We start from the raw sequence: 21,293 nt of genomic DNA on the forward strand, positions 1-21,293 counted from the left end.
CAAAAACATACATTTATAATGAAAACATTCAATACAACAAAAATAGAAGGATACGATGTTATAGTCGTGGGCGGAGGCGTTTCTGGAAGTCATGCGGCTATGGCTTCAGCTAAAACAGGAGCTAAAACCTTATTGATAGAGCAATTTGGATTTTTAGGAGGCTCGTTAACAGCGATGGGTGTAGGCCCAATGATGACTTTTCACAATCGTGCTGGTCGGCAATTGGTTTTTGGTAGCCCAAATGAAATGGTAAGCAGGTTAGTGGCTAAAGGCGCAAGTCCGGGGCATATTTTAGATGGTACAGGTTATTGTTCTACAGTGACACCATTTGATGCCGAGATGTTGAAAGTGACGCTAGAGGATATGGTAATTGAAGCTGGTGCAGAAATATTGTATCACACAAGACTTATCGATATTGAAAAAGAAGGCCGAGCTATTACCTCAGTTTTTATTCATAACAGAGGAGGCATTCAAGAAATTCCAGCCAAGGTGTTTGTCGATGCGAGTGGAGATAGTGAAATAGTAAAGTTGTCTGGTGTACCGTTTACAGAAGGGCGTCCAGAAGACAACAAATCACAACCCATGACCACTAATATTAAAGTCGGGAATGTAAACACCGAAAAACTTCGTGAATACATGATTAATAATTGGGATCAGTTTGATGCAGAAGAACGTTCTGCCGATAAAGCCGAAATTCTGAAGAAAACCAAACGTATCTCTACATGGGGGTTTTATGATTTATGGAATAAAGCAAAAGCTAAAGGTGAGGTTACAGTACCTAGAGACAATGTGTTGTTTTTTGAAACCAATACCGAAGGCGAATTTATTTTTAATACCTCTCGCGTACTTGGTTTTGACCCTTTAAATCCATTCGATTTAAGTAAGGCAGAAACTATGGGACGTAAACAATGTGTAGAAATTTTTAACTTCCTTAGAAACTATGCACCAGGCTTTGAAAATGCCACTTTTGTAAGTACAGCACCACATATTGGGATTAGAGAATCGCGTCATCCACATGCTAAATATGTGCTTTGCGCAGAAGATTTAGTTAATGAAGTGAAATTTAAAGAGCCGATTGCTGTTGGTGGTTATCCTTTAGATATTCATTCTCCGGACGGAGGTAATACAGATACTGTGCATTTAAAAGATGAAGGGGCATATTACATTCCTAAAGATTCTTTGTTAACCAATGAAGTTGATAATTTGGTGCTTTCGGGGCGAGCTATTGGAGCCGATCATCATGCCAGTGCCGGATTACGAGTGACACCTATTGCCATGGCTATTGGCCAAGGGGCAGGAACTATTGCAGGTTTATCTGTTATGGAACATGTATTGCCTAACGATTTAAATTATGGTAAATTAAAACAAGAGCTTGAAAGACATGGTGCTTATTTGGGATAAAATCTGAGGTAATTAACAAACTTAATTTGGTGTTGGATGCATAATTAAAAAAATGAATCAACCATATTTTTATTTAGTTTCTCCACTATTTGAAGTAGAACTAATTCGTCACAAAGAATCAACTTTAAAATTGTAATAAAATGAAAAAAATAATTAGCCTTGTGTTTATAATCATGGTTGTGTTTACAGCACAAGCCAATACGATAACAAGAGATACCATTTTTATAAAATCGGTAAAAGAATTAGCTAAATATGCTAAGAAAAATAATGTGTTGGTTAAAATGAAACCGGGCGAATACGCTATAAATTCTATAAAAATAGGCGAACTAAGTATCTTCAAATATGGTGAGAATAATAAGAAGAAAGGCGATTTCCGTATTGGTTCTCTTATCCATTTCTCGGGCAATAATAGTCAGTATTTTCTAATTGGAGTGACTCTTAATATTGATGGTAAACTACATGATAATTACCCTAAAAGTGAGTTTAGTGAATTTTTAGTCAGTGGAAACAACAATTATATAGAAGGCTTAAAAGGAAAAGATATTGGTAATCATGTGCCAGCTCATCGTGTTCAAATGTTACGCATTATGGGAGATGATAATATCATTAAAGATGCCGATTTATTTGTGCATGGATCTTATCCGTATGGGTATGGTCATTTGTTAGGAAAAGGAGGTAATGCTTTGGTGAAAACTCAAAAACATTCGGTGTTACTAGTAGAAGGCACGAATACGCAATTATTGGGATGTAAAGTGGTGTCTCATGCCTTTGGTCATGGTATTTTTATGCAAGGCGCGGTAAATACGTTATTACAAGATTGCTATGTAGAAGGTAAAATGAGGTCTACTAACGAGATGCTTGCAGAAACTTCTGGTCCTGCATTCAGCGTGGGCTTTAAAAGTGATTATCCGCCTGGAGTCATTCTCCCAAACGAAATAAAATCATTGTCTGAAGACGGTATTAGAACCTATCCTTCCGGAGGTTTAAGCGGAAGACGAACCCAAGGTGTTACGGTTATTAATTGTACCGTTAAAAATATGCGTTCTGGTTTTGATTTAAGTGCCAATTTACCACCGACTAAAATTGTAGGCTCAACAGCTATTGGGTGTCAGGAAAAAGGGTTTTCTGTGGGAGATAACGGCGTTATAGAAAACTCTAAAGGCGATGCTTTATATGGTCCGCTAATTACTTTTGTGGGTAATAACATAAGAAATTGTAAAATTGATTTAGAGTTGACAGATAGCGTAAGTGAGTACAATGTATCACGTTTGGCGGAAATTAACGGTTCAGGTCATCATATTACGATTCGTAATTATCAGAATAAAAAGCGTAGTGTTGAAACTTCAATCGTTTTTGGCGAATCGTTTTGGGAGGATGTACACCGCTACAGAAATCCAGATAAACCGAGTGGAACTTATGCTGGAGCTAAAAATATTCAGCTATTTAATTACACAGGAATGCCAGTGAAGTTGAACGATTTATCTGTGAATTGTACAGTGACAAATTCAGAAGAAAAGATCAAAGTTCTGAATGCCGGTGTAGGTGGAAATAATACGAATGACTTGCTAAAACGAGTAGATAAAGATGTGATTGCAAAGACCCCAGATGTAGTGATTATGATGGTTGGAACAAACGATATGTTGAATTCTAAAAAAATGATTGATTATAATAGTTACACCGCTAATCTAGACACATTAATTAAAAAAATAAAATCGAGTGGAAGTGAGTTGGTTTTAATGAGTCCTATACCAGTAGATAGTACTTATCTTTTAGCACGACATGACCGGACTATGTTTAAAGAAGCGCCTAACCAGAAAATTGATAAAGTAGGAAAAATTGTAAAAAACTTAGCTTTAGAAAACGAAGTATATTTTTTTGATTTAAATGCTGAATTTAAAGGCTTGAATTTGCCACAGCACAATCAAGATCTTATGATTAAAAATGAAAAAAATAGCGGTAAAAAAGATGGTGTGCATCCCACAGCGTTAGGCTATCGCTTTATAGCACAAAACGTGTATAATTATTTAAAAGATCATCAGCTGGTAGAAGACAATCAAAGCATAATATGTTTCGGAGATTCCATTACAAGAGGTGGCGGTCAAGGTGCTAATTATCCGAGTTATTTGGAAGGGTTGATTGTTCAAAATAAGTGAATTCTAATATTTACAGTAGTTTATAAACTGTAAAAAATCAAAAAATCTCAGGTTAACCATTAGCCTGAGATTTTTTGATTTTAATAATTATATTTCTAGAATGAATAGAATAGAAGGGTTTGTTGTTTTTTTAATTCACCTTACCATAAAAACCCATTACCTCTCATGTTGCAACATCCGAATATCATTAATAAGGGCTGTCATGTCTAAAGCGACAGTGCCATTATAAATTCCACGAATTCTATTAGTTTTATCCACTAAAATTAGATGTTCGGTATGCAGAAATTCTGTGCTATCTCTGCTAAAACCTATATCTTCTTCGGCGTAATACGACTGTCGGGCTAGGGCATAGATGTCACTTTTAGCACCTGTTAAAAAATGCCAGTTGGTATTCGTTATGCCCTGATTTTTCTTGTAGGCGTTTAACACGCTAGGTGTATCAATCCAAGGCGTCACGGAATACGATAGAAATACCATCGTGTCATCATTTTGGAAACTATCACTTACTAGTTTTAAATGCTCCGTCATGATAGGGCAAATACTACCACAACTTGTAAAAATGAAGTTAGCGATGTGTATTTTGTTGTCTATATAATCTTGATTCACCAATATGCTATCCTGATTTAAAAACTCAAAATCGGCAATAGTATGCGTGATGTCTGTTGTAACGCGAGAAGTGTCCTGAATAAAAACCGGTGTAAACGTTGGGTCGTTATAATAGGGCAACGCTAATGTCTCCTTTACGTTAGGTTCTTGCTTTTTGCTGTGATTACAGCTTATAATTAAAATACTACTGAGTAATAAAAATACGATCCGATACATTTACGCAATTTTTAGTTCCTAATAATCCATATCTTTTGCCTTCAACAATCACGTAATTGGCTCTAATCTTTCCGTTATCGTACCACAGTTTTTGAGCCCCGTCTTCTTGTCCGTTTTTATAGTTTGCCAAATGAAATAAGAAGCCATCGCTGTTCCATTCTTTTAATTCACCTTCATACGCATCATCTTTCGCGGTATATTCAAAGCGTTTAAATCCGTTTTCCCAATAAGCAGTTTGCATTCCGTTTTTTTGTCCTGAGGTATAATGGCGTATCTCCATGACTTGGTTTTTAGCATACCATTTTTTAGAAACGCCTTCTTTTAATCCGTTATAATAGCCTTCCATTACAAGTGTGTCTGCAGTTTTTGGATGGAGCTCATACACAAAACCGGAATAGATGGTATCATGTACATACAGCATATTGTTTTTAGTTGACGTTGCAGATTTTAAAACGAATGACGATGGAAAGGTTTTATCCACAATCACGTCGTTCGTTTTGCTATTGCACGAACACAAGTAAATACACAAGAATATTAAATAGCTATATTTCATTATTGTGTTACGGTTCCAGGCGTTCCATAATATCCGTTTCCGTTTATATACGGATCTGTATTTGTAATGTGGTAATGATAAATACCATCAGGATAATCTTCTGTAGCATGCGTATGCCCGTGATAGGCATCTAATCCTGTAACGTCTTCACCATTTTCTTCAGGACCATACACAGGAAAACCATCTAGCAGAAATCCTAATAAAGCAGACTTACTAGCTGTTACGGTTGTTAAATATAAGGGTTCGATATGATAATGAAATGTGCCGTTTCCTGTGGGATGTCCCCAGTATTTATCGAAGCTCTGAAACTCGTCGGTCAGTGGCTGATTAGGTCCTGCATACTGATTAAATAAAGGCACACCATTTAATGAAACACCTATCGCACCTAGCGGTGTCGCGACGTGATTAGTGGCAACTTTTGGATGTAATGGGATTTTAAACGTATAGTCGAAAGCCGTTATCGTATTCGGATTTTTTCTGAAGGTATAACCCTCGAAAGTGGTGCCGCTAAAGTCCTCGTATAAATCACTTGAGGTTGGGTAATACACACTTTTATGATCTGGTGTTCCGGTAGTTTTAATGGTAATATAGGTGCCGTCGCTTGTAATACTGGTGGCGCCGTAAATTTTAGAATATACCTCCGGAACATCCGTCGTCTCTGTAATTTCCGTAGTGGAATCTCCATCAGAATCCGATTCGGTGTCTACTTGATCTTCAGATGCGCTACAGTTAATTAGACTTAAACATAGAAGTATTAGGGCGTAGTACTTTAAATATTTTATCATAATAGGATTTATAATATTACTATTTGTTTTAGTTGTTAGGTCAAGGAGGTAAATATAACTGCCGTAAGTGATAAAACAGTATACTATCAATGAAACGGCCTATTGTATCAATGAAATTCTAAGCAAGCATGCTTTTGTCTTTTGCAAAGGACATGTTTTATATAACGCGTAGTGGTTTTTCAATTCATTTTTAGTTGCTAATAAAGCCGTAATTATACAATACGCTGTGCTTTGAATTTTTATCTGAATAGAAAGTAATATATTTAGTGATTTAAAATTTGATTGTGCATTCTTTATAAAGGGAATCTAGGTACTATGACAAAAGACATTCCATCTGTTACATTTAATCCTGAAAAACTCGATTCTGAAATCTCTAAAAATTTCGGTTTTGAAATAGTGCCTATTGAAAAAATTGCAAAATTTAAAAATAAGGGGAGTCATAATCCAGAATTACCACATCAGCTTAAGTTTTACAATCTTATTTTTTTTACAGAAGGATCTGGAAGACATTTTATCGATTTTAGTTGGTTTCCTGTACAACAAAATAGTTTGGTGTATTTAACTAAAGAACAAGTTAATGCCTTCGAGTTTTCAGAAACACTAAAAGGGTTTTGTATCATTTTTACCGAAGCTTATTTTGTGGATTGTTTTTCTAACTTATCTAAAGATTTTGTGTTCAGATTATTTAATCCGCAACTCTTTTCTCCCATATCACAGATTCCTAAAACTTCAGATTTTATAGATTATTTTAATCTTTTACAAAAAGAATATAACAAGTCTGGTTCTTTCAATCAGAAAAATATTATCAATGCGTTGTTTACTATTTTAATATCTAAAGCTGAAGATATTAAGCAACACCAAACCTTTCATATTAAGGATGCTTCAAAAATCAACCTATTTCATAAATTCACTTCGCTAATAGAATTAAACCTATCAAAAAGTAGGAATGCTAGTTTTTACGCCGAAGCATTGGCCATATCCTACAAGCATTTAAATGCCGTTTGCAGAGAGTTGGTTAATAAAACGGCAAAACATGTGATTGATGACTATATTATTCTTCAAGCGAAAAGAAACCTAATCAATTCTAGGATGAAAAGTTCAGAATTGGCCTATCGTTTAGGGTTTGAAGATCCCACCAACTTCACTAAATATTTCAAGAAAAATACAGGATTAACCCCAAAAGAGTTTATAAATTCACTTATAAAACAGTAGTGGTTCAACTTTAACCATTTTAATACCCGTTTTCATCTTTTCTACACGCTGTAGTTGTTTCATCTTTGTACTATAATTAAAACCAAGAACATGAAACACATCATTACAACGGTTGCTGTTGTGCTTTTAACAACTACTAGCCATGCACAAAGTCAACAGCAAATCAATAACAACTTAGAAAAGATGGAAATCACCTCAGTAATATCAAATAAAGACAAAGCGAAAGCTTTAATTACAAGTTTAAAAACTGGCGACAAATCGACTATTGCCTATATTAATCCAACACATTACACCCAGCACAATCTTGCCGTTGCCGACGGATTGAAAGGTTTTGGTGACGTCTTACATCATGCTCCAGAAGGCGGATTTAAAGCCAATGTAGTGCGCGCTTTTCAAGATGGGAATTATGCGATTACGCATACCGAATACGACTTTTTCGGACCGAAAATAGGGTTCGACATCTTTAAATTTGAAAACGGTCAGATTATAGAACATTGGGATAATTTTTCAGAATTAGCGACTACAAATCCAAGTGGAAGAACACAAACGGACGGTGTTACAGCGGTAACAGATTTAGATAAAACAGCGGAAAATAAGGCCTTGGTAAAAGACTTTGTAAATACTGTTTTAATTGATGGGGAGTTCGATAAAATGTACAACTATTTTGATGGCGACAACTACATACAGCATAATACAAGAATTGGCGATGGAGTTTCAGGTTTGGGGAAAGCGCTAGAAGACATGGCAAAACAAGGCATTACTATGGTGATTAATAAAAATCATATGGTGCTGGGTGAAGGTAATTTTGTGTTAACTGTTAGCGAAGGCACTTTTGCAGGCATACCAACATCTTTTTATGATTTGTTCCGCATAGAAAACGGAAAAATCGCAGAGCATTGGGATACCATTGAAACCATCTTGCCAGAATCTGAACGAAAAAACAACAACGGAAAATTTAATTTTTAATTATAACTTTTAAATCAGAATAAAATGAAATCAAAATTAGTCACATTAATTTGTCTTCTTGTCATTGGTATCGGACAAGGTTTTGCACAAACAAAAACAACCGAAGATGCTAAATTTCAGTTTAATACTCCGGAACATTATATGGATGGCTATTCGTTAAACTTTCAGTATCAAGATGGGAAAGCCTTGCATATGGCGTTTGACAAAGGGAAAGCCCAATATGAATGGATTAGCGGACCAAGAACAGGGAAAGGGAATTCAGATATTCCGTACCGTTCTCGTAAAATTGGAGAAAACCTCTATCTCGTAAATTGGCACGAAACGGGGCTAAAAGATTATCTAACCATTATCTTCGACTTAGATAAAATGATAATCCATACTTCGATAATTGTGGGATATGAAAATCAGCCTGATAGACCATTAAAAACGGTTTTTTTAACAGGAGTTATCGATCATTTAAAAACATCTAAATAATATGAGTACTGTAGCAAATTGCCCAACATGTGGAGGTAAATCAGTGATAAAAGAAGCAAACGGACAAACCACTTATGACGCTTTACAAGACGATGAACTTATAAAAAAAGTGGGTCAGCTTAAGAAAGCGATGCAAAAATTTAAAGATAAAGCCGAGGCTTTAGAGCTGGAGTTAGAAACTTTAAGAACACAATAAATGTCCTTTTTAAAACGAAATTACGGCTGGATGATTGTGAGTCTATTGGCTGTATTACCCATGATTATCATTGGTAAAATGATTCAGGTTGATGTTACCAAAGGACTCTCAATTTCATGGGTTGAAAACACTATAGGTGAACAGACTACACTAGATATGCTATATCATATTTCAGGTGAGTTTGCGATTCGGTGGATGACAGCCGTATTAACGTTAACCCCAATTTTTATAATTTTCGGAATACAACATCTTTTTGTTAGGCAAGCTATGGGAATCGCTACGGCTATATGGAGCATCCTGCATTTTATAATTTTTATATCGGCCGAAGGCCTCTTAGAAACCTTTACACAATTTAATTATATCGCTGGAGGTATCGCTGTTTTAATACTTATTCCACTTCTTATTACATCTAACAGGAAATCAATGAAACGACTAAAAAAGAACTGGAAAAAACTACAAAGCTTAGCGTATGTTGCTGTTGGTTTAAGTTTACTCCACGTTGCTATTCTCGATAAAACGTGGATTATTTACGCGGTTATTGTGAGTTTAGGATTTGTGGTTAGAATGCCAATCGTTAGAGATAAATTCTTAGAAAGACGCAAACGAAAACAAGTATTAACGCATTAATTTTATAATGAGCTTAATAGAAAACATATTAAAAAAGGTCGTTTTAGAAACCGCTAGTATTAGTGAGAAAGCACAATTATCACCATCGGTTTATAAAATCCAACTTAAAAGCGAACGTTTTAAAACCGCAGATTTTGAGCCAGGGTATTTTTTAAGATTAGGTGTAGGAATCGATAATGACACCCTAGCCATGAAAGATAAGGTACGAAGTTATAGTGTTTGGGATATTGATAAAACCAAAGGAACTATAGACTTGGCTATTGCTACAGAAAGCCGCGGCATTGGTGCACATTGGGTTATGAATTGTAAAGTAGGCGAAACGGTATATTTTAAATGGAAAAAAGGGAATTTCTTATTAGACCAAACCGCAGATAGTTATCTAATGATTGGTGATGTATCGGCATTGTCTCATTTGTATATGCTTAATAGACATTTGCCAGAGAAGCAGGTGGAAAGTATTATTTACAGTGATTTAAATCATGTATTTGAAGATACAGACGGCTCAAATCCATTTAATTTTTATAATTTAAAGCCAAATGCCATAGCAGACATTTTGAAATTAGTAAACGACATGATACCTAAAATGAAAGGAAATAGAATGGTATATATTGGGGGAGATAGTAGAGTTTGTGTCGCTTTAAATTCATATTTCAAGAATGAATTACAGTGGAATACTAAACAAATAAAAACGAAACCGTTCTGGAATCCCGATAAAAAAGGATTGGAATAAAAAACGCTTCACACTTTAATTGTAGTAAAAAAGAAGTCGTTTCGTATATAATTATAAATAACAAATGACTCTATAAAAAACATAGAAAATGAATATAGCAGTAACATCGGCAAGTGGTAAATTGGGATCTTCAATTATAGATAAATTACGTACTCAAATAGGAGCAGATCATATAATAGGCCTTGCCCGAACTCCGGAAAAAGCAAAGCATTTAGGTGTAGAAATACGGAAAGGCGATTATAATAAACCACAAGATTTAGAAGCCTCTTTAAAAGGAGTAGATGTGGTGATGCTATTGTCTGGCATGGACGAACCTCAAAAAAGAATCCAACAGCATCGCAATGTTATCGAAGCCGCTAAAGCAAATGGCGTTAAAAAAATAGTGTATACCAGTATTATTGGCGAGGAAGAACACAATGCGTTTAGTCCGATTGTGCAATCCAATAGGCAAACCGAATTAGATGTAAAAAGCGCTGGATTGGACTGGGTAATTGGTAGAAACGGTATTTATATAGAACCCGATTTAGAATATATAGATACTTATGTAAAAGACGGTGAAATTAAAAATTGTGCGGCTGACGGATTATGTACCTACACGAGTCGAGACGAATTGGCAACGGCTTATGCACATATGTTGTTAGAGGACAAACATAACGGGCAGACTTACAATCTTGTGGGAGACCCTATAACACAAACCCAATTAGCGCAGTATATTAATGCTGTTTACAGTACAAATTTAGTATATCATTCTGTTTCGGTCGATGCTTATTTGGAAGAGCGAAAAAACGAGTTAGGTGACTTTTTAGGTACCGTGATTGCAGGGATTTACGAAGGGATAAGACATGGCGCGAATGATGTGCCGTCCGATTTTGAAAAAGCGACAGGAAGACCACATAAATCTACTTTAGAGATAATAAAAGCCTTTCAATAGGAATTAAAAAAACGAAAACACACGAATTAAAATGGCTGGAGAAACCGATATCGCTCAATTATTAAAAGGCATGACACCCAAACTACATCCTGGAGCATACGTATTTAGCACGGTTAAGGATTTAGATCATATTAGTAGAAACGATACCATTTGTGAATTTCTAGAAGAGGAGGGAACCACTATTGTAATAGAACAAAGTAAGGCAGACGAGTTAAATTTGAATTATGATTATATTGCATCATGGATAACACTAACCATTCATTCATCGCTAGATGCTGTGGGATTGACTGCTATATTTTCAACCGCATTAGCAACACATAATATCAGTTGTAATGTGATTGCGGGCTATTATCACGATCATATTTTCGTAGATAAAAAAGATGCAGACAAAGCCATGAAGGTGTTGTTGGCATTGTCGGAAGATAAATAAGAACCTGAAATTAAATACATTAAAAAAAGAATTTTAAGCCTTTCAATACTTTAAATAAAGTAGGTATACGATAGTATTTATAACCTTGAATTTGTAAATTTAGAGCTGTAAATTATTCATACAACAGTTACTATAAATGTATTGCATGAATATGGTAAGTTTAAATCTAAATATATAAGTAATAACTGGTTATGAAAAAATCAAATGTGTGTAATGTTACATTAATTTTTATAATGCTAGTAACTGTAATTTGGGGTGGTATTGCTCAGACAAGTGTAAATCGGCCCAATATTGTATTCATTGTTTGTGACGATTTGGGTTATGGCGATGTACAAAGTTTAGCACCAGAAACCAGTAAAATTAAAACACCGCATATAGATACTTTAACCGAGCAAGGTATGGTGTTTACCGATGCACATTCTGGATCGTCGGTGTGTACTCCAACACGGTATGGTATTATGACAGGGCGTTATAGTTGGCGTACAACGTTACAGAAAGGTGTGGTGCAAGGTTATGCTCCAGATTTGATTAAAGAAAATCGCCATACTATAGCAGATTTTCTAAGAGATCAAGGTTATCATACTGCTCTAATAGGAAAGTGGCATCTTAATTTTCAGTACTTAGATTCCGTTTCAAAAACACCTTTAGTAAAGCAGTCAAAAACATATTTACCACCTATAGGATCTATAATTCCAGATGGACCTACTGCTAGAGGTTTCGATTATTATCATGGGTTTCATCATGCAAGAGATATGAAAGCCGTTATAGAGAACAATAAAGTTATTCTTCATGACGATGTTATTAATATGCTTCCCCGTCTAACTCGTCAGTCTGTAGATTATATTAAACATAAAGCGCAAAAAACAGACGGTAAACCTTTTTTCTTATATGTCCCTTTAGGTTCTCCTCATGCACCTATAGTGCCTTCAAAAGCGTGGCAAGGTAAGAGTGGGCTGGGCGATTATGCAGATTTTGTAATGCAAACAGATGCGACAGTAGGAGCAATAACAAAAACACTTGATGAAAGTGGATTATCAGAAAATACATTAGTAATATTCACGAGTGATAATGGCGCATCAAAGGTCGCTAATATTCCCGAATTAGAAGCACAAGGTCATTATGTTAGTGCAGGATATCGCGGGTCAAAATCCGATTTATGGGATGGTGGCCATCGTGTGCCTTTTATTGTAAAATGGCCAGGTCAGGTAAAAGCGGGATCAATAAGTGATCAGTTAATATGTCTAACAGATATATTTGCGACTTTTTCAGAGATTACGCAAGTTGCACTTCCAAATGAAAGTGGCGAAGACAGTGTAAGTTTTTTACCAGCATTACATGGAGAAGATATAATAAGTACAAGAGCGGGTGTAATACATCATTCCATTTCTGGACATTTTGCATACAGATTAGGAAAGTGGAAATTGCTGTTAGCAAGAGGGTCTGGAGGTTGGACATCACCAAACGAAAAAGAATCTATTGCCATGCCTATTGCGCAATTATACAACCTAGAAACAGATCCAGCCGAAACACGTAATGTTTATAAAACACGTCCTGATATTGCAGAAAAACTGCTGAAACAATTAGAATTAGATATTAAAACCGGACGAAGTACTACAGGAGCATTTTCTGAAAATGATATAGACGATATCATTCTTTGGAAAACAGAAACTGACTTAAAGCCTGAACATGAGTAGTTCTAGATTGTGATTTAGATTACGAGTCATATATTAGAAATATGTTATGATTACATATAATCACCTCATATTTTCGTAGATAAAAAAGATGCAGACAAAGCGATGAAGGTGTTATTGGCATTGTCGGAAGATTATTCAATTTGTAAATGAACCTTCTAGATTGAATGTAAAATAGTAAAACCCTATGTTTTTATAGGGTGTTCGAGCGGAGTCGAGAACATGAAAAGCAATAATTTTTTCTTCCTGGATTAACTATATACATGTAAAAACACAACAAATAGAAATAGCCATTATATCAAGCTAAAAATATCAAGTTATTGATGTTTTGAGCTTTTTTTATCTTACTCAATCAAGCATACTTCTCAACCACCAAATCGCCCCATTCCGCTATCGATTTAATTAACGGAATCAATGTTTTTCCAAAATCGGTTAATGAATACTCCACCTTTAAAGGCGGTTTAGACGTGTATACTTTTCGCTTAATTAGGCCGTCTTCTTCTAGCGCTTTCAGTTGTAAGCTTAGCGTTCTTTCGGTAACTGTGGGCATCGATTTTCTTAATTCGTTATAGCGTAAAGTGTCTTGTGTTAAATGATATAAGATTACCGTTTTCCATTTTCCGCCAATCAGTCCCATGGTTAAACTTGCACAGCATGGATATTTTTTGCCTTTAAAACTAATCATTGTAGTGTCTTTTGTTTTCATAAATGTATACTATCCTTTTTAACCGTTATTGCAAAGATAGTTTACTATACTTACATTTGCAACTATAAAAAGTATAGTATTATAAAATCATAAATATGAAGACAGCAAACATTTCAAAAACAGACATCATTAATGCATTTCAATTTAGACATGCCACTAAAGAATTCGATGCCACTAAAAAGTTATCGGAGGAGGATATTCGTTTCATCTTAGAAACGGCGCATTTATCTCCGAGTTCATTCGGATTTGAACCTTGGCATTTTGTAGTGGTTCAAGACAAAGAACTACGCGAATTACTAAAACCTGTGGCTTGGGGTGCACCGGCTAAATTAGATACAGCAAGTCATTTTATCTTAGGCCTGAGCATGAAAGCACCTATGATAAAACACGATGCAGATTATATCATGCATATGATGAAAGATGTAAAACAACTTCCTGCAGAAGCTATCGAAATGTATTCTAAATTTTACAGAGAATTTCAGGAGCGTGATTTCGCTTTAGACACCGATAAAAAACTTTTTGATTGGTCTTCGAAACAGACGTACATCGCCCTAGGAAACATGATGACTGCAGCAGCATTAATCGGTATAGATAGTTGTCCGATAGAAGGTTTTCATCAGGAAAAAGCAGAAGCAGTATTAAGTGATAAATTTGGAATAGACACCGATAAATATGGATTGTCTTTTATGACGGCATTCGGACATAGAAAAGAAGATCCTGCTCATCCAAAGTCAAGACGCGATTTTAACGATATCGTTACTTGGAAATAGGAATATGCTTGAGTTTTCAAGTTGTATTTACATAGAAAAGAAGTAGATTTTTAATTTAAGGTTTAACACTATATACCGATATGAAGCAAGCAGTTGTACTCATGGTGGTTGTATCTGTTTTTATGAGTTGTAAAAACAATCCGAAAGAAAAGGAAGACGTTTCATTGCATACGGAGCTTGCCAAGACCGAGAATATCGAAGTTTTTGCAACCACAAATCAGGCTGTTGGCAACATTACGTTTACACATTCAGGCGATTTAGTGTATAGTCATCATCCGTTTTTTTTACCAGAAAATAGGGTTATGATTATGGATGCCGAAACCAAAGTAGCCCAACCTTTTCCCAACGTAGCGTGGAATACACCTAGAACAACAGACGATCATTATTTAAGTGATGTTTTAGGTGTTAGAAATGATGCAAACGGCGTGGTTTGGATGATTGATATGGCCCAACGGAACCCGATTAAGCCAAAAATTGGGGGTTGGAATACGGTAAAAAATCAGTTAGAACATATTTATTATTTAGATGCATCTGTGGTAGAAACGTCTCAGCCCAACGACATGGTAGTCGATACCAAACATGGCGCTTTTATTATTGCAGACGAAGGCATTGGAAATGGAGGAGATGGCAGTACGGGAGCTTTTATTACGGTAGATATGAAAACCGGGGAAACAAGGCGGGTGCTCGAAGGGCATCGTACCACATTGCCTGAACAGCATCCCACGGTAATTAACGGAAAACATTTGGCCGTAAACGGAAAAGATTTGCTCGTTGGAAATGACGGGATCACTTCCGATAAAGATTTTGAATGGATTTATTACGGTCCGTTAAATGGGACTAAAATTTATCGTATTAAAACACTGGATTTATTGAATCCAGATTTAACCGAAGCAGCATTAGATTCTAAGATTGAAACCTATTCTGAAAAAGCCAATAACGGAGGGATGAGTATGGATGTCGATGGCAATATATACTTGACCGCCTTAGAGACACAGAGTGTTTCTGTGGTGCTTGCTAAAAACAGAAAATTAACCACGCTAGTTAAGCACGAAAATATGGTTTGGCCGGATGGTGTAAGTTATAATCATTTGGATGGTTATATGTATGTTTCGGCGGCACAAGTTAATCGAGGTGCGGTTTTTAATGACGGAGAAAGGAAAGCTACAAAGCCATTTTACATTTTCAGATTTAAGCCCATTGCAGAAGGTGTTGCGTTTAGATAGTGTCTAATCTTTTCATCAACATTTATACGTATATTTCGGACTTTAACCTATGAATAGGCTATGAGAACCAATAGAATAGAATCCGACCAGGTAAAGCTTACAGCATCAAAATATTGATATTGTAAGCTTTTTTTATATTATTTACTACATCGCCTCTTGTTTCATGAGAGCGTAAAACTTTTAATGCCTAAATTCGAGTCATGCGTATCTTGGCATCTAACGGAATTTTATAATTCACCTATGACTTGGTACTGTAGATTAAAATCCTAATCCTTTACTTGAACAACACTTTTTTTAATGAATATAGATCAAATTCTCGACACCATATATCCGCTTCCAGAAACGTCGAAAGCGACACTTAAGGCATGTATTTCTGAAGTTAATTATGCTAAAGGTCATATATTATTACATGCCGATAAAGTGGAACCTAAACTCTATTTTATAAAACAAGGCATAGTGCGGGCTTATGCCAATGCAGTCGATAACGAGATTACGTTTTGGTTCGGAAAAGAAGGCGATACGGCCATTTCTATGAAAAGTTATGTCGCTAAGCAGAAAGGCTACGAAGATATCGAGCTGTTAGAAGATTGCGAATTGTACGAACTGAAAACCCAAGACTTGCAAGCGCTTTTCGATAAAAACATCCAAATCGCAAATTGGGGAAGACGTTTTGCAGAGCAGGAACTCATAAAAACTGAAGAACGCCTAATTTTTAGACAATTCCGTTCGGCTAAAGAGCGCTATCTCGAACTTTTAGAACATCATCCCGATTTAATGCAGCGGGTGCAATTGGGGCATATTGCCTCTTATTTAGGCATCACACAGGTGAGTTTAAGTCGTATACGTGCAAACGTCAAATAGGCTGTGTTTTTTATCATTTGTTAAATTTTACTTCGTTTCCATTTCTCAACTTTGCCAAAAAAATAAAGTTATGAATTGGATTATATTAGTCATTGCCGGATTATTCGAAGTGGTGTTTGCATTCTGTTTGGGTAAAGCTAAAGTGGCCACTGGAAACGAGATGTATCTATGGTATGTGGCGTTTCTTATCACTTGTGGCATTAGTATGGGACTTCTAATTAAAGCCACTCAAGTTTTACCTATCGGAACGGCTTATGCGGTGTGGACAGGCATAGGAGCAGTAGGCACTGTTTTAGTTGGCATCTTTGTATTTAAAGAACCCGCAACATTTTTAAGACTATTTTTTATTACTACTTTAGTCTGCTCGATTGTGGGCTTAAAAGCCGTATCGTAATAACTCGTAAAGAAGTGGTAGTACAACGCCGTGAATACGACATAAATGATTTAAAATCGCATGGAAAAAATAGCAGTAATTGGTGGCTTAGGGGCATTGTCTGGAGCAGATTTATTTTTTAAACTGTTGAAAAATAAAACCGCATTAAAAAATCAGGAACACTATCACTTTATGTTCGAACAGCAACCGTATAGTCAGATCGCTTCTGCTTTGTTTACCGAGCAAGATATCAAGTCTAGGAAGTTTTACACCTTTAATTTATGTCAGAATTTCGAACAAAAAGCCGTGTCTAAAATCCTTATGCCGTGTTTTGCGAGTCATTCATTTATCGAAGAATTGCAGAAGGAAACGTCTATTACTATTGTTAATATTTTTGATGCCATCTCCAATTACCTGAGTTTAAAACATGAGAAAGGCACTAAAATTGGGGTACTAACGTCTAGTTTTGTAAAAGAATCCCCTTTATTAAAAACCTATTTTAAAGACTACGAACTGGTATTTCCCGAAAATCAGAGTCAGTTAATGGATGCCATTTATGGCGAATCGGGTATAAAAAACGGCTATTTAGATGGTTTGCCATTAGAGTATGTGTACGACGCCTGTATGGAACTCAAAGCCAAAGATTGCGAGGTGATTTTACCTTGTATTACCGAAATCTCGTTATTAGTCAATCCGCTTAGAGCGCGAGGTGTTTCTATTATAGATGTAAATGCGGTGTATGCCGATTATGCATTAGCTAAAGATAACGTACCACAACTCAAACCGTTTAAATTAGGTATTGTTGGCGGTGTTGGTCCGTCGGCAACAGTCGATTTTATGAATAAAATCATTCAAAGTACCCCGGCTAAAAAGGACCAAGACCACATTAAAATGATTGTGGAGCAAAATCCGCAAATTCCCGATAGAACCGCCAATTTAATTCAGAATGAAACCGATCCCACTTTGGCGTTATTCTCAACCTGTAAAAAGTTAGAAGTTGCAGGTTCTCATGCTATAGCCATACCGTGTAATACCGCACATGCTTTTGTAAAAGAAATACAAGAACACCTTAATGTGCCTATTATTAATATGATTACAACCACCGCCGAATACATTTTAGAACATTTTGGAGCGGGCACAAATGTCGGACTCTTAGCGACGAGTGGCACCATACAGAGTCAGGTGTATTATAACGTTTTAACGCATTACGGACTTCAAGTGGTGGTTCCAGATGCTACACATCAGGATTATGTTATGGACAGTATTTATGGCGTATTAGGCGTAAAGGCGGGCTATACCGAAGGCCATTGTAAAACAGAAATTCTTAAAGGCGTGTCTCACCTTATCGAAAACAAAGCTGAGGTAATTATTCTAGGGTGCACCGAATTACCTCTCATGTTCCCACAAACCCAAACAGTAACCCAACACAACCGTGAGATCGCGTTACTCGATCCGACTTTAATTCTAGCCAAGAAAGTGGTGGAATTGGCTAAGGCTAGTGTATAAAAACAGCTCTGTTAATGGTTTTTCGTATTTGTAATTTTTATGTTTTGAATGTATTTCAGAATCTCATTACGCTAAAAAGCCAACCTTTATAAGACCCTGTATCACGTTCAGATTGACGAAACCTTAATATTACATTTCACTACTTACTTAAAAAAGCAAACGCTTTTTTAAGATTTTCATTTCTTTAAGGTCTATAAAATCAATATATTTAGAGGTGCATAACTTGCTTCTAAAAACCTTGAATACGAACCTGCGTTCTATTCTAAAAATAGCACCCTAATGCATGCAAAACTAACTATACCACATGAAGAAATTCTTACTATTCGCATGCGTATTGCTCACCATAGCGTGCCAATCTCATGCCCAAAAAACAATCCAAGGTCATAAATGGGAAACCGTCGATATTACGTTTATTGCAAAAGGCCATATTGCTAAACCTTTTCAAGTCGATTTATCTGCTACATTTCAAGCACCTGATGGCTCACAACTAACCGTGCCGGGTTTTTACAACGATAATAACACATGGGTGGTACGTTTCAATCCGAATCAAGAGGGGACGTGGACGTCCGTAAGTACGTCGTCAATCAAAAAGCTAAATGGTGTTACACATATAATCGAAGTGTCTCCTGCACAAGCAGACGTTCACGGTGGTATTACCGTGAGTAAAACAGATCCGCAGAAACTTGTATACGAAGACGGTTCACCTTATAATTTGGTGGCGAACGAGGTCGATTGGTTGTTCGCTCTAGATTATGGCAACCCCAATCTTACCAAGACAAAGACCTTAGTGGAAGCGATTTCTGCCAATGGATTCAATCAAATTATAATGAATGTTTACGCTTACGATTTAGATTGGACACAGAGCGATAACATCGACCCTAAATGGGACTTCGGGTCTAAAAAAGAGATTTTTCCTTTTCTAGGCGATAACGAAAACCCAGATTATTCAGCTTTAAATGTGGAGTTCTTTAAGCATTACGATCGTGTAATTGATTTACTAGAAGACCATGGTATTTCTGCACATATTATGATTTATGTGTGGAATAAAATGGTGAACTGGCCGGAAGCAAATTCGGAGGCCGACAATATGTATTTCGACTATGTAGTAAAACGTTATCAGGCAAAAAGTAATGTGGTTTGGGACATCTCTAAAGAAGCCCTGCGTTATGGTTACGATGACCCCAATTATATTACCGAGCGTATAGACCGACTAAAAGCATTAGACGCTTACGACCGCATGGTTACAGTTCACGATTTCGAGTATTGCGAGGCGAATCCGGATAAGGTCGATATCATTTCTGCGCAATTCTGGCACTCCGATATTTATAGTAAAATGCTGAGTTTGAAAGCAGAATACCCCAATAAACCCATTATAAATCTTGAAAATGGAGCGTATGAAGCCTGTCAGTACGATATTTTTCTAGACAGTAATTATAGCGATCCCATTTCTGCTATCGAGCGCAATTATCAATGTGCTTTTGCAGGCACGTATACCAGTTACTATTGGCAAGGGATGGCGTGGAATGTGGTTATTTACGATCCGTTTGCCGATGAGGTTACTGTGCAACCTAAATTTGAATATTACAAACACTTTCAAGCGTTTCTAGACAAAGTTAACTTTGAAAAACTTCAACCTACCAATCGCTACAATTCTAGTGGCTATTGTTTAGCAAATACTGAGGATGGCGAATTTGTATACTACATGCCAAAAGCCAACAGTGCGCTTGCTGTAAAAGGATTGCCAAAAGCCGAGAAATTAGAAATTCAATGGTTTAATCCGCTTACCGGAATTTATACCGAGCCGTATCAAGTCGACTTTAAAAGTTGGTTGGTTGTAAACCCTAAATTTAAAGGCGTAGACAATGTCTTCATTGTGAAACTCATCAACCGAAAACAATAATACAAACATCATTACAAACAACTATCTATGAAAACTATTTTAAAACCAACCCTTTTGGCTACTGCCGTAATTTTACTTTGTATAACTCTGACCTCTTGGAATTCCAATCCGCCCAAAGCCGACACATGGGAACCCCTTTTAGATTTAGAACTGAGTAAGTGGGACGCGTTTGTTGGAGCCCCGCATCACACCGTCGCTATTGAAGGGTACGAAAAAGGGAATGGTATGGACGAAGGCACGCCCTTAGGATTAAACAACGATCCGTTAAACGTGTTTTCAACAGTTGAAATGGATGGAGAACCGGTGCTGAAAGTTTCTGGAGAAATATACGGGGCAGTCACCACCAAAAAAGAATACGAAAACTACCATTTAAGTCTGATGTTTAAGTGGGGCGAAAAGAAATACGAACCGCGTTTAGACAAACCTATGGATAGTGGTGTGTTGTATCATGCCATCGGGGAACAGGGCGCGTTTTGGAACTGTTGGATGCAGTCTCAAGAATTTCAGATTCAAGAAGAAGATTGTGGCGATTATTATACCATAGCGGGTACTGGAGCCGATATTAGAGCCATTAAGAAAGAAAAACCAAATTCAGATTGGGATATTTTTATCTACAATCCAGATAGCGATTATAAGCAGTTTAAAACAGGAGAGGACGGCCGTTGTAGAAAAAGTGAAAACTACGGAAAATTAGAAGGGTGGAATCAGATTGACTTAGTGTGCTTGGGCGATAAAGCCTACCATATTGTAAACGGCAAAGTGGTATTGGTCATGGAAAAGTCGGTGACTTACAATGAGAACGATGTTGCTAAACCATTAACCAAAGGAAAAATCCAATTGCAGAGTGAAGGCGCAGAAATCTATTATAAAGACATTAAAATCAGGTCGGTTACTGCATTACCCACTGAATTTGCTAAGCAATTGTAATTATAGCGTTTAAATCACTCTTTATTTAGCTTTAGGTAACAATACTTACCTAATCA

General features: G+C 36.4%; 22 protein-coding genes. 18 read left to right on the forward strand and 4 right to left on the reverse strand.

The window, feature by feature from the left end:
- Positions 1-18: 18 nt before the first annotated feature.
- Complete coding sequence (locus AC0UBM_RS01650; protein ID WP_475687386.1) at positions 19-1,401, forward strand: FAD-dependent oxidoreductase; 1,383 nt, start codon at positions 19-21, stop codon at positions 1,399-1,401.
- Positions 1,402-1,541: 140 nt separating this feature from the next.
- Positions 1,542-3,554 carry an SGNH/GDSL hydrolase family protein gene (locus tag AC0UBM_RS01655; protein ID WP_475687387.1) on the forward strand — a complete coding sequence of 671 codons (2,013 nt, stop codon included), beginning with the start codon at positions 1,542-1,544 and terminating at the stop codon, positions 3,552-3,554.
- A 156-nt stretch (positions 3,555-3,710) separates the two neighbouring features.
- Here the strand turns inward: AC0UBM_RS01655 and AC0UBM_RS01660 are convergent, their stop codons facing one another.
- The 3 genes from AC0UBM_RS01660 to AC0UBM_RS01670 form a co-directional block, all read right to left on the reverse strand.
- Positions 3,711-4,376 carry an SCO family protein gene (locus AC0UBM_RS01660; RefSeq protein ID WP_475687388.1) on the reverse strand — a complete coding sequence of 222 codons (666 nt, stop codon included), beginning with the start codon at positions 4,374-4,376 and terminating at the stop codon, positions 3,711-3,713.
- Positions 4,345-4,857: a toxin-antitoxin system YwqK family antitoxin gene (locus AC0UBM_RS01665; protein WP_475687389.1), complete on the reverse strand. Its 513-nt coding sequence runs from the start codon at positions 4,855-4,857 to the stop codon at positions 4,345-4,347. The genes AC0UBM_RS01660 and AC0UBM_RS01665 overlap by 32 nt, the downstream gene beginning before the upstream one ends.
- 71 nt (positions 4,858-4,928) lie before the next feature.
- Positions 4,929-5,714 (reverse strand): YHYH protein, encoded by a 786-nt coding sequence (locus AC0UBM_RS01670; protein WP_475687390.1) that lies wholly within the window; start codon positions 5,712-5,714, stop codon positions 4,929-4,931.
- Positions 5,715-6,029: 315 nt separating this feature from the next.
- Between AC0UBM_RS01670 and AC0UBM_RS01675 the strand changes: the two genes are divergently transcribed.
- The 9 genes from AC0UBM_RS01675 to AC0UBM_RS01715 all read left to right on the forward strand — a co-directional run bounded on the left by AC0UBM_RS01675 (position 6,030) and on the right by AC0UBM_RS01715 (position 12,974).
- Complete coding sequence (locus AC0UBM_RS01675; protein ID WP_475687391.1) at positions 6,030-6,926, forward strand: helix-turn-helix domain-containing protein; 897 nt, start codon at positions 6,030-6,032, stop codon at positions 6,924-6,926.
- A gap of 90 nt (positions 6,927-7,016) precedes the next feature.
- Entirely contained in the window at positions 7,017-7,892 is an 876-nt protein-coding gene (locus AC0UBM_RS01680; protein WP_475687392.1) for a nuclear transport factor 2 family protein, read from the forward strand.
- A 24-nt stretch (positions 7,893-7,916) separates the two neighbouring features.
- Positions 7,917-8,366, forward strand: a complete 450-nt coding sequence (locus AC0UBM_RS01685) for a MoaF-related domain-containing protein (RefSeq protein ID WP_414034872.1) — start codon at positions 7,917-7,919, stop codon at positions 8,364-8,366.
- A gap of 1 nt (position 8,367) precedes the next feature.
- Entirely contained in the window at positions 8,368-8,562 is a 195-nt protein-coding gene (locus AC0UBM_RS01690) for a hypothetical protein (RefSeq protein ID WP_475687393.1), read from the forward strand.
- Positions 8,563-9,189: a ferric reductase-like transmembrane domain-containing protein gene (locus tag AC0UBM_RS01695; RefSeq protein WP_475687394.1), complete on the forward strand. Its 627-nt coding sequence runs from the start codon at positions 8,563-8,565 to the stop codon at positions 9,187-9,189. It abuts the gene before it with no gap.
- A gap of 7 nt (positions 9,190-9,196) precedes the next feature.
- A complete protein-coding gene (locus AC0UBM_RS01700; RefSeq protein WP_475687395.1) occupies positions 9,197-9,919 on the forward strand; it encodes a siderophore-interacting protein in 723 nt (240 codons plus the stop codon).
- Between the two features lie 88 nt (positions 9,920-10,007).
- Entirely contained in the window at positions 10,008-10,850 is an 843-nt protein-coding gene (locus AC0UBM_RS01705) for an SDR family oxidoreductase (protein ID WP_475687396.1), read from the forward strand.
- 31 nt (positions 10,851-10,881) lie between these two features.
- Complete coding sequence (locus tag AC0UBM_RS01710) at positions 10,882-11,280, forward strand: ACT domain-containing protein (RefSeq protein WP_414034867.1); 399 nt, start codon at positions 10,882-10,884, stop codon at positions 11,278-11,280.
- A 191-nt stretch (positions 11,281-11,471) separates the two neighbouring features.
- A complete protein-coding gene (locus AC0UBM_RS01715; RefSeq protein ID WP_475687397.1) occupies positions 11,472-12,974 on the forward strand; it encodes a sulfatase family protein in 1,503 nt (500 codons plus the stop codon).
- Positions 12,975-13,323: 349 nt separating this feature from the next.
- On the opposite strand, the gene AC0UBM_RS01720 is transcribed toward AC0UBM_RS01715, so the two are convergent.
- Positions 13,324-13,656: a winged helix-turn-helix transcriptional regulator gene (locus AC0UBM_RS01720; protein WP_475687895.1), complete on the reverse strand. Its 333-nt coding sequence runs from the start codon at positions 13,654-13,656 to the stop codon at positions 13,324-13,326.
- A 116-nt stretch (positions 13,657-13,772) separates the two neighbouring features.
- On the opposite strand from AC0UBM_RS01720, the gene AC0UBM_RS01725 reads away from it, so the two are divergent.
- The 7 genes from AC0UBM_RS01725 (at position 13,773) to AC0UBM_RS01755 (ending at position 21,237) form a co-directional block, all read left to right on the forward strand.
- Positions 13,773-14,447 (forward strand): NAD(P)H-dependent oxidoreductase, encoded by a 675-nt coding sequence (locus tag AC0UBM_RS01725; RefSeq protein ID WP_475687398.1) that lies wholly within the window; start codon positions 13,773-13,775, stop codon positions 14,445-14,447.
- Between the two features lie 80 nt (positions 14,448-14,527).
- The gene (locus AC0UBM_RS01730; RefSeq protein ID WP_475687399.1) at positions 14,528-15,670 is read left to right on the forward strand and encodes an L-dopachrome tautomerase-related protein; all 1,143 of its coding nucleotides are present in this window, start codon (positions 14,528-14,530) and stop codon (positions 15,668-15,670) included.
- Between the two features lie 297 nt (positions 15,671-15,967).
- Positions 15,968-16,531: a Crp/Fnr family transcriptional regulator gene (locus tag AC0UBM_RS01735; protein WP_475687400.1), complete on the forward strand. Its 564-nt coding sequence runs from the start codon at positions 15,968-15,970 to the stop codon at positions 16,529-16,531.
- 70 nt (positions 16,532-16,601) lie between these two features.
- A complete protein-coding gene (locus AC0UBM_RS01740) occupies positions 16,602-16,925 on the forward strand; it encodes a DMT family transporter (protein ID WP_475687401.1) in 324 nt (107 codons plus the stop codon).
- A gap of 60 nt (positions 16,926-16,985) precedes the next feature.
- The gene (cuyB, locus tag AC0UBM_RS01745; RefSeq protein WP_475687402.1) at positions 16,986-18,410 is read left to right on the forward strand and encodes a cysteate racemase; all 1,425 of its coding nucleotides are present in this window, start codon (positions 16,986-16,988) and stop codon (positions 18,408-18,410) included.
- 304 nt (positions 18,411-18,714) lie between these two features.
- Entirely contained in the window at positions 18,715-20,310 is a 1,596-nt protein-coding gene (locus AC0UBM_RS01750; RefSeq protein WP_475687403.1) for an apiosidase-like domain-containing protein, read from the forward strand.
- 27 nt (positions 20,311-20,337) lie between these two features.
- Positions 20,338-21,237: a 3-keto-disaccharide hydrolase gene (locus tag AC0UBM_RS01755; RefSeq protein ID WP_475687404.1), complete on the forward strand. Its 900-nt coding sequence runs from the start codon at positions 20,338-20,340 to the stop codon at positions 21,235-21,237.
- Positions 21,238-21,293 lie beyond the last annotated feature (56 nt).

Source organism: Formosa sp. F44 (genome assembly GCF_056238645.1).

Excerpts from the sequence above, each read along its gene's own strand:
- AC0UBM_RS01735 (WP_475687400.1), top strand. The coding sequence starts at position 15,968 with ATGAATATAGATCAAATTCTCGACACCATATATCCGCTTCCAGAAACG.
- AC0UBM_RS01755 (WP_475687404.1), top strand. The coding sequence starts at position 20,338 with ATGAAAACTATTTTAAAACCAACCCTTTTGGCTACTGCCGTAATTTTA.
- AC0UBM_RS01685 (WP_414034872.1), top strand. The coding sequence starts at position 7,917 with ATGAAATCAAAATTAGTCACATTAATTTGTCTTCTTGTCATTGGTATC.
- cuyB (WP_475687402.1), top strand. The coding sequence starts at position 16,986 with ATGGAAAAAATAGCAGTAATTGGTGGCTTAGGGGCATTGTCTGGAGCA.
- AC0UBM_RS01740 (WP_475687401.1), top strand. The coding sequence starts at position 16,602 with ATGAATTGGATTATATTAGTCATTGCCGGATTATTCGAAGTGGTGTTT.
- AC0UBM_RS01675 (WP_475687391.1), top strand. The coding sequence starts at position 6,030 with ATGACAAAAGACATTCCATCTGTTACATTTAATCCTGAAAAACTCGAT.
- AC0UBM_RS01650 (WP_475687386.1), top strand. The coding sequence starts at position 19 with ATGAAAACATTCAATACAACAAAAATAGAAGGATACGATGTTATAGTC.
- AC0UBM_RS01705 (WP_475687396.1), top strand. The coding sequence starts at position 10,008 with ATGAATATAGCAGTAACATCGGCAAGTGGTAAATTGGGATCTTCAATT.
- AC0UBM_RS01700 (WP_475687395.1), top strand. The coding sequence starts at position 9,197 with ATGAGCTTAATAGAAAACATATTAAAAAAGGTCGTTTTAGAAACCGCT.
- AC0UBM_RS01720 (WP_475687895.1), bottom strand. The coding sequence starts at position 13,656 with ATGATTAGTTTTAAAGGCAAAAAATATCCATGCTGTGCAAGTTTAACC.
- AC0UBM_RS01695 (WP_475687394.1), top strand. The coding sequence starts at position 8,563 with ATGTCCTTTTTAAAACGAAATTACGGCTGGATGATTGTGAGTCTATTG.
- AC0UBM_RS01660 (WP_475687388.1), bottom strand. The coding sequence starts at position 4,376 with ATGTATCGGATCGTATTTTTATTACTCAGTAGTATTTTAATTATAAGC.
- AC0UBM_RS01750 (WP_475687403.1), top strand. The coding sequence starts at position 18,715 with ATGAAGAAATTCTTACTATTCGCATGCGTATTGCTCACCATAGCGTGC.
- AC0UBM_RS01710 (WP_414034867.1), top strand. The coding sequence starts at position 10,882 with ATGGCTGGAGAAACCGATATCGCTCAATTATTAAAAGGCATGACACCC.
- AC0UBM_RS01730 (WP_475687399.1), top strand. The coding sequence starts at position 14,528 with ATGAAGCAAGCAGTTGTACTCATGGTGGTTGTATCTGTTTTTATGAGT.
- AC0UBM_RS01680 (WP_475687392.1), top strand. The coding sequence starts at position 7,017 with ATGAAACACATCATTACAACGGTTGCTGTTGTGCTTTTAACAACTACT.
- AC0UBM_RS01655 (WP_475687387.1), top strand. The coding sequence starts at position 1,542 with ATGAAAAAAATAATTAGCCTTGTGTTTATAATCATGGTTGTGTTTACA.
- AC0UBM_RS01690 (WP_475687393.1), top strand. The coding sequence starts at position 8,368 with ATGAGTACTGTAGCAAATTGCCCAACATGTGGAGGTAAATCAGTGATA.
- AC0UBM_RS01670 (WP_475687390.1), bottom strand. The coding sequence starts at position 5,714 with ATGATAAAATATTTAAAGTACTACGCCCTAATACTTCTATGTTTAAGT.
- AC0UBM_RS01725 (WP_475687398.1), top strand. The coding sequence starts at position 13,773 with ATGAAGACAGCAAACATTTCAAAAACAGACATCATTAATGCATTTCAA.
- AC0UBM_RS01715 (WP_475687397.1), top strand. The coding sequence starts at position 11,472 with ATGAAAAAATCAAATGTGTGTAATGTTACATTAATTTTTATAATGCTA.